The sequence below is a fragment of the Streptomyces sp. genome (assembly GCF_035563135.1).
GTDB lineage: Bacteria > Actinomycetota > Actinomycetes > Streptomycetales > Streptomycetaceae > Streptomyces.
The window spans coordinates 1-7,171 of sequence record NZ_DATMVN010000557.1; the positions used below are offsets into that span (position 1 = coordinate 1).

Sequence of the window (7,171 nt, forward strand, 5' to 3'; positions counted from 1 at the left end):
ATCCCGAACAAGACCGACCAGCTGGCCCACCGCCGCGCGAAGGGCTCGGCCGGCGGCCGGCCACCGGCGTTCGACCCCGACCGCTACAAGCAGCGGCACGCCGTCGAATGCGGCATCAACCGGCACAAGCAGAACCGCGCCTTCGCCACCCGGTACGACAAGCTCGCCGTCCGCTACGACGCCACCGTCGAGATCACCAACATCAACATCTATCTCCGCGACTTATCAAACAGGGCCTAGGGCTGACGGTCGACCCTCCGCTGGCGCCTGGCCGTGAGCTGCAGTTATGCCGCTCCTGGTACCAGTGAGGTGTTCTCAACGGATTGGCGGCTGACGCCGTCCTGCGGCACTGAAGTGGCAGCTCGCCGGCGAGGAACCGCCCGCGCCGAGACACGACCGCGATGACCCTTGCACCGTCTGCGCTTGGCTATATGCGACTTGGGATCACTACTGGCGTCTAGTCGACGCCCAAGATGAGCCGAATGACCCATATGTGACCATGCGCCCCACGAACTAGGTTGGCGGAAACAACTAAACAGAGAAAGGAGCTGGTGCTGCAATATGACCTGGTTCGGATGGGTGCTCGTCGCCTTCACCATCGCTGGTCTGCTGATGTCCGCTTTCACGATTGGCGAGCCGCGGCAGCCCATTACAGCGGAAGCATTCGCCCTTTAGCTAGCGATAAGTCTCGCGCCCCTGGCGGGAATTCTGCTTATCGGTACGGGAAAGCTCCGATGAGCCGCCGTGCAGAACTCCGTCGCCTCTGGCTAGCCCACTGCAAGGCCTTCGGCTTCATCCCATGGAAGCAGTGGAAGGCACCAAAGGTGGGTGCCAAGTGAGCGTCGCAAGTGATGGGGTCGTAGACGAGCTCGCGATCGAGCAGGCTCTGGAGGGCAACACCGACATACCGCTGACGGCCAAGGAGATGAAGGTCGCCTGGCGTCGTCTGGAGGGCCAGAACATCGAAGCGTCGGAGATCGCCGAGACCTTGGGCGTCACCCCGCGCACCGTGTTCCGCTGGCGTCAGGGCATGGCACCAACGGCCCGTCCCGGATCGCCCTCGCGGCAACCGCTCACCAGGCCGGCCGTGGCACCCACACCGAAGCCGGAGCCCGTCACCGTGGCCACCCTGGAAGCTCGCATCGCTGAGGGCATGAAGTCACCGGTCAAGTCCGTACAGCGGGCGGCCGAGCGAGCTCGTGACGCTGTCCAGCGCTTCGTCGAGATCGAGCGTGAGGAACGCGGCAAGGCCGCACTGCACGCCGAGGCCGCCGAGCTGGAGCGCCAGCGCCAGCTACGGGAGGTCAAGGCCAAGCTCCGCGGCAAGCCGACTGAGGCCGCCCCAGCCCCGGCCGCCAGCGTCGCCGACATTCGCGCTTGGCGTCAGGACCAAGGCATTTACGCGCCCGTCAAGGGCCGGCTGCCGCGTGAGGCAGTCGAGGCCTACGAGCAGGCCCACGCATGAGCAGGTACGCCGAGAACACCAGCGTCAGCGTCGAGAACAGCCGCGGCGAGATCGAACGCACCCTCCAGCGGTACGGGGCTGACTCCTTCGCCTACGGCTGGGAAGCGGGTCGTGCCGTCGTCCAGTTTGTGACTCAGGACCGCCACATCCGCTTCGTCCTGCCGCTCCCCGACAAGAACGACCAGGCGTACACGCACACGCCTGGCAAGGGACTCGTTCGCACCGAGGCCGACGCCTACAAGGCATGGGAGCAGGCCTGCCGTCAGCGGTGGCGCGCTCTGGCCCTGGCGATCAAGGCGAAGCTGGAGGCTGCCGAAGCTGGGATCACCACGTTTGAAGACGAGTTCATGGCGCACATCGTGTTGCCAGACGGCTCGACCTTCGGCGCCTGGGCTCGGCCGCAGATCGCGGAGGTGTACGCCTCGGGCGAGATGCCGTCCCTATTGGCACTGGAGGCAGGCTCATGAGCGACACAGACCCGGAAGTGGTCCGACTCATCCGGGACCTATTGATCCGGACCGATAAGCTCGGTGCTGGCCATCAAACACGGGCCCAGGACATCGCCCGCCGACTGGACCTAGCGGGCAAGGTCATCCTTGACAAGGGCTCCGTCCCTGAGTGGATGGAGCCGTGCGCGGACGTTGGGGACGGGGCCAACTACACATTCGACTTCAAGCTGCCTTACCCCTTCACGGCTTACCGCCGTAAGGCGGAATCATGAGGAAGCCGAGCGTCACTCTGGCACCTGCAGTTCTTGGCGTGCGGCCCTCATGTATTGCCGATGCGCCGCTTCGAGCTCGGGTACACCCCGAAGGGCCGCTTCGTCAGCTAACAATTGCGAGGCGCAGCCATCGTCGTAACTCACATCGATACGGCACCGTCCAACATATTCGGTAAGATCGCTTATCCATGTGATGTGTCCGGTCACAGTCTGAGCTGCTTCGGCGACCTCGTCGCCAGCAATCACGTAGATTTGCCCTTGAAGGGTTGCTACTCGGCCGGACGCTCGTGCGAGAGCCGCAGTCTGCTCCGCGTCGATGGTCACTGCGTCGAGGATAAAAGTTCCATCCGGATTCAAATCAAGGTGGACGGGGTCGATCAATGACCGGGCTTCGTCCACTGCAGCCAGGTACTCCCCATATAGGGCGACCCGTTGAGTCCGCAAGAACTCGCGGTTCGACCGTTCGTCGTCCCTGTCAGCCCCGACCGCCACGCCGAGGTAGGCCCCGCCGAGGCTGCCTACGACCGCTCCGATGACGGCCGCTATCACGGTGCTCACGGAGGTCACATGGCTGCCTCGCCTGGCCTCGCGCCGGTTCCTGAAACCTTCGGAATCCTGGACCGTCGATCCTCCGCCGCTACCAGTCGTCACCAGCGGAGGGTAGCGACAGCCAGTTGGCACTAACCGGCACCAGTGCTGGACCCTCGGACGACACCGCCCGCACACTGCCCCATGGCCACGAAGACTGTCAGGTGCAGCCGGTGCGATGAGCCGGCTGTCTGGAACGCCCGCGTGAGCTGCGGTTGCGGCGAAGAGCAGCACCCCCGCTGTGCCAACCACCGAGGCGACCTGATCAACACTACCGAGGGCCCTCAGGCGCAGGACATGCGGCACTGCCCACGCTGTGGAGGCCTTCGCAGTGTGGCAACCCAGATCCTCTCTGTTCCGGACTGGACGAAGGCACGGGTCCAGCAGGCCAACACCGGACCGCGCTGCCAGATCCACACCTGCCGCAACCTCGGCCGCCACACCGCGACGACCAAATGCGGATGTGGTGAGGCCAGCATCCACGTATGCAAGAAGCACCACACTGAGATCGGAGCCGGTGAAGCCAGCTTCAGATGCTTTGCGTGCTGGCAGACCGTGACGAGCTAGTACCGCGGCAGGCAAGGTTCGCCTCGTAGAGGCTCCTGGGAACTTGACCGGTTTCCTGCCCACTCACGGCCAGGAATGCCGTCAGAAGAGTTGATCGGGCACCGCCGGGATGCTCCACCCTTCTTGCACCTTGCCTTCGGCCACCCGGATTACGAGGACGCCGCGAGCCGTCCCAGAGGCCGGGCCACCTGTTGACTGCAGGTTCGCGACCAGGATGGTGCCGTCGTAGGAGTGGACATCGAGCCACTCCGCGCGGTAGTCGGGGTGGTCACGAAGAAACCGCTGCACGAAGAAACCGCTGGACGAACGAGAAGTACTCATCGGTGTTGTAGTCGCCAGCCAGAGGATGGCTCCCGGTCACATGCCATACGCCGCTGTCACTCCACAGCGCCCGCGCCTCCTCCAGCGCCCCGTCGCCCAGCTTTTCGTACATGGCGTGGACAACTTCCTGCGGGCTTGGCACCGCTACCTCCGTCACCACCGAAGCCTCCCATAAGCAGGTCGGTACGACGACCAACGTCAACCCTGCGCTGTACCGGACCTGCGCGGCCGCCCGGGTCCGTGGCGACCTGGCCGACTGGTCGTCCGGGGCGAACGTTGCCGGACGCGGTACTAGGCACCGTCTGCCTGTACGGCTCACCGCGTCATGTCGGCATGGGATCGAAAGGTGCCAAGCGTGCCCGAATAGGTCGAAATACCCATGGGGCTACTGAACCGATCCTGCTTAAGATGCCCAGGCACTCCCTCGAAGGGACCATGAGGCTCAGCACGGCCCCCTCGCTCGGACAGTCGCCGCCGCTGCGGCTCTTCCTCTTCGCCATCGAGAACCAACCCAAAGTACGGAGTGGCCCAGACGCCTACGGACAGTACCGAACGGGCCGCACGCGGAACCTTTGATGCCGGATAGTGGCCTCAACCCTACTCGGAGTTCCGTTCAGCCTCTTCGCGAGTCATCTTGATCTCGACCCCATCCGTAATGTGCATGGCTTCAGCGAGCTTGACCATCCAGCCGTCTGGCGGCCAAGATTGCAAGTCGGCGTCTTTCGCGTGTCCGGCAATCCTATTGATGTGACCTTGTATTGTCGCTACGCTGACAGACAGGCGAGATGCAATCTCCTTGTCTGTGGCTCCCCCGACTCGCAGCGCGATTATCTGCCTCTCCCTAAGCGTGAGGGGTCCAAACGAGGCTAGCTGAGCCATCAGTTCCTGATCCAGCTCAGGTGCACGCTTAATCTGGGAGTCGAGATCCTGATCGACTTCGGGACGCCCTCCAATCGTCGTTGGTTGCTCCAGACGCTCCAGCTCTTTGACCCACTTCCTCGACAGCCGCGGCGCGTTCGCGATCTTCACAACCGTTGGGTCCGGCTCAAGGCCAGCGGACTGGAGGGCCTGGACGCGGATGCGCGCGGCTCTCACCTCATCGGATGTGACCTCGATGTATCGCGCCATGCTCACACCTCCTCAGCGTCATCGTCGTCCCCATGCTCGTCCGCGTCTATGTACGGCTGTCCATCCATGCCGGCGGAGGACTGCAACTTCCTCATCGCTGCCTCCACGGCGGCGCTGCGCGGCGCCAGCAGAGCGTCAATCAACCGGGCGTCATCCGTCGAGAGACCCTCCATATGAGCGATGGCCTCCAGGATGGCCCAGCCTCGCTCGACTACCTCGGGCTTGTCCCGTTCAAGCATCGTAATCGCCTGCATGATTGCCTCTCGGTTGCTCCTCGAGGCGGCCAACGCGTTCGCCTGCCGAGCGACCTCGTTGGACTGACGTGCGGTCTCCGCTGCTTGCTCGAGCGCTCGGTTCGCCGTCGAGTTGGCCTCGATTGCGTTGAGGCGGATCGCGTTCGTGCTGCGGAGCGATGCCCGGTAGGCAAGCCAAGGACCGACCACGGCGATGACTGCGACCAGCAGGGTCAGCCAGACCGGAGTCATCCCGGATCCGCCAGCACCTGCGGCCAGCAGGACCACTCCCCCGTGCTGGCCACAGCGGCACCCTACGGTTCAAGCCGAGTCCGACCGTCACCCTCCTGTCCTGCCTGCCCGGGTGGCGCAACTCACCGTCCGCAGCCCCGCCAGCACACCGGAACTGACGAGACCATGAACGCGTGTCGGTCCTTGACGTGCTCGTCTCCCTTAACCCCGCCCTCATAGGTGCCGCCCTCGGCTTGCTTCTCACCCGCGGTTACGGCCGATGGACGAGGGCCGCGGCTGCCCGTGACAAGGCGCGCGACGAGCTGGACGAGATCATGAGGTGGCGGTGGTACCGCAGCCCCGCCGACGAGGAGAACCGGGTCGGCGCCCCGCTCTATGACGAGCGCCTGCCGTCATCCCTACGCGCGGCTGGCGTACCGGAGGACCTGATCAGCCAACTCCGCATGGAACCCGACCGCCTCGACGAGGTAGTCGACGACATCCACATCTGGCTGGACGAACTCGACCGTCGAAACCGGGAGCGCCACTCGGTGTCGGTAGGTAGCAGGGGCGCCAAGGGCAACCAGCTCACAAGCATCCCGGCGTAATAGCCCGCTGGCAGCGCCCTAGCGGCCCCAATAGACCACTCCCCGTGCTGGTCACCGCCGCACCGTAGCCATGCATGTCGGTCCCAAGGCCGACGCGGGGCGCTGGCTCTCCAAGGTCGAGACCGAGCTGGCGAGCGGCTCGTGGGTGGACCCCAAGTCGGCAGCGGCCGACCTTCGTACCTACTCCCGCGCATGGCTCGATGAGCGCACCGTCAAGGGCAAGCCCCTGGCCCCACGGACCCGGCAGGCGTACGAGCACAGCCTGAACGCCTGGATACTGCCGGAGGTTGGCAAGGAGCCCCTGAGCGCCATCACACCGGCCCGAGTGAGGGCCTGGCACTCCACAACCCTCAGAGCCACCGGACCGACCGCCACACGGCAGGCCTACGCTGTCCTGCGGGCCATCTTTAACACGGCCGTCAACGATGATCTGCTGGCGCGGAACCCGTGCCGCATCGTCGGCGCTGGGCAGCCGAACAGTCCGGAACGTCCACTGCTGGACCTCGAGCAAGTGCAAGCGCTCGCGGCGGCCATGCCGGAGCATCTGCGCGCCTTCGTGCTCGTCACCTTCTGTGCACACCTGCGGATCGGGGAAGCGGTCGCGCTCCAGTACCGGGACGTGGACCTCGATGCCGGCACCTTGCGGGTTAAGCGGCAGCACGTCGAAATCAAGGGGCAGGGGCCGGTCACGACTGAGCCCAAGGCGGCATCCAAGCGCCTGATCCACCTCCCGACGCAAGCAGTGGAGGAGCTTGGCGCCCACATCGACGCCCACCCGGGCAAGGCGAGTGAGTACCTGTTCAAGCGGGTCAACGGCGAGCAACTACGACAGAACCACGCCCAGGGCACCTGGAGCTGGGCACGGCGCAAGGTGCCCGGCTGCGAGAACGCCAAGGTTCACGACTTGAGGCACGCGGGCTTGACGCTCACCGCCCAGCTGGGCGCGACCTTGGCAGAGACGAAGAGACGCACGGGGCATGCAAGCTCGCGAGCGGCGATGATCTACCAGCACGCCGCCGCCAGCCGGGACCGTGACATTGCGGCTCTGCTGTCGGGAGTCTCAAGCAAGGTACGCGCTGTCCGATCTGTCACGTAGATGACACGACGCCTCCAGGACCCTGCGGCGAGCATCCAGGAAGACCCAAAAGGGCGACATACGCCCTGCTCAGAGCGGAGGGCGTGGGATTCGAACCCACGATGGGTGTCACCCCATAGCGGTTTTCAAGACCGCCGCCATCGGCCACTAGGCGAGCCCTCCTGGCGGGTCGAGGCTATCCCGTCGGGCCGCCACGCACGGCCCACACCCGCG

At 65.0% G+C, this 7,171-nt stretch carries 10 protein-coding genes, 1 tRNA gene and 1 pseudogene; 6 read left to right on the top strand and 6 right to left on the bottom strand.

From position 1 onward, the window contains the following. From VN520_RS24710 to VN520_RS24725, 4 genes and pseudogenes are all read left to right on the top strand, one after another. Positions 1-240: pseudogene (locus tag VN520_RS24710) on the top strand (IS5/IS1182 family transposase); the annotation flags it as partial. Between the two features lie 595 nt (positions 241-835). Next, the gene (locus VN520_RS24715; RefSeq protein WP_325749134.1) at positions 836-1,465 is read left to right on the top strand and encodes an Lsr2 family DNA-binding protein; all 630 of its coding nucleotides are present in this window, start codon (positions 836-838) and stop codon (positions 1,463-1,465) included. Beyond that, on the top strand, positions 1,462-1,932 hold the full coding sequence (locus VN520_RS24720) for a hypothetical protein (protein ID WP_325749135.1): 471 nt from the start codon (positions 1,462-1,464) through the stop codon (positions 1,930-1,932). Before VN520_RS24715 ends, VN520_RS24720 begins: the two co-directional genes overlap by 4 nt. Continuing rightward, the gene (locus VN520_RS24725; RefSeq protein ID WP_325749136.1) at positions 1,929-2,186 is read left to right on the top strand and encodes a hypothetical protein; all 258 of its coding nucleotides are present in this window, start codon (positions 1,929-1,931) and stop codon (positions 2,184-2,186) included. Before VN520_RS24720 ends, VN520_RS24725 begins: the two co-directional genes overlap by 4 nt. 12 nt (positions 2,187-2,198) lie before the next feature. On the opposite strand, the gene VN520_RS24730 is transcribed toward VN520_RS24725, so the two are convergent. From VN520_RS24730 to VN520_RS24750, 5 genes are all read right to left on the bottom strand, one after another. Then, on the bottom strand, positions 2,199-2,744 hold the full coding sequence (locus tag VN520_RS24730) for a hypothetical protein (RefSeq protein ID WP_325749137.1): 546 nt from the start codon (positions 2,742-2,744) through the stop codon (positions 2,199-2,201). Positions 2,745-3,422: 678 nt separating this feature from the next. Next, the gene (locus tag VN520_RS24735) at positions 3,423-3,662 is read right to left on the bottom strand and encodes a hypothetical protein (RefSeq protein WP_325749138.1); all 240 of its coding nucleotides are present in this window, start codon (positions 3,660-3,662) and stop codon (positions 3,423-3,425) included. Next, entirely contained in the window at positions 3,610-3,822 is a 213-nt protein-coding gene (locus VN520_RS24740) for a hypothetical protein (protein ID WP_325749139.1), read from the bottom strand. Before VN520_RS24740 ends, VN520_RS24735 begins: the two co-directional genes overlap by 53 nt. Positions 3,823-4,259: 437 nt before the next feature. After that, entirely contained in the window at positions 4,260-4,790 is a 531-nt protein-coding gene (locus VN520_RS24745; RefSeq protein ID WP_325749140.1) for a helix-turn-helix transcriptional regulator, read from the bottom strand. A gap of 2 nt (positions 4,791-4,792) precedes the next feature. Then, entirely contained in the window at positions 4,793-5,275 is a 483-nt protein-coding gene (locus VN520_RS24750) for a hypothetical protein (RefSeq protein WP_325749141.1), read from the bottom strand. A gap of 173 nt (positions 5,276-5,448) precedes the next feature. Between VN520_RS24750 and VN520_RS24755 the strand changes: the two genes are divergently transcribed. Continuing rightward, complete coding sequence (locus VN520_RS24755; RefSeq protein WP_325749142.1) at positions 5,449-5,862, top strand: hypothetical protein; 414 nt, start codon at positions 5,449-5,451, stop codon at positions 5,860-5,862. Positions 5,863-5,932: 70 nt separating this feature from the next. Continuing rightward, positions 5,933-6,958 (top strand): tyrosine-type recombinase/integrase, encoded by a 1,026-nt coding sequence (locus VN520_RS24760; RefSeq protein WP_325749143.1) that lies wholly within the window; start codon positions 5,933-5,935, stop codon positions 6,956-6,958. A gap of 75 nt (positions 6,959-7,033) precedes the next feature. Here VN520_RS24760 and VN520_RS24765 read toward each other — a convergent pair. Beyond that, positions 7,034-7,120 (bottom strand) — tRNA-Ser (locus VN520_RS24765). Positions 7,121-7,171: the final 51 nt, after the last annotated feature.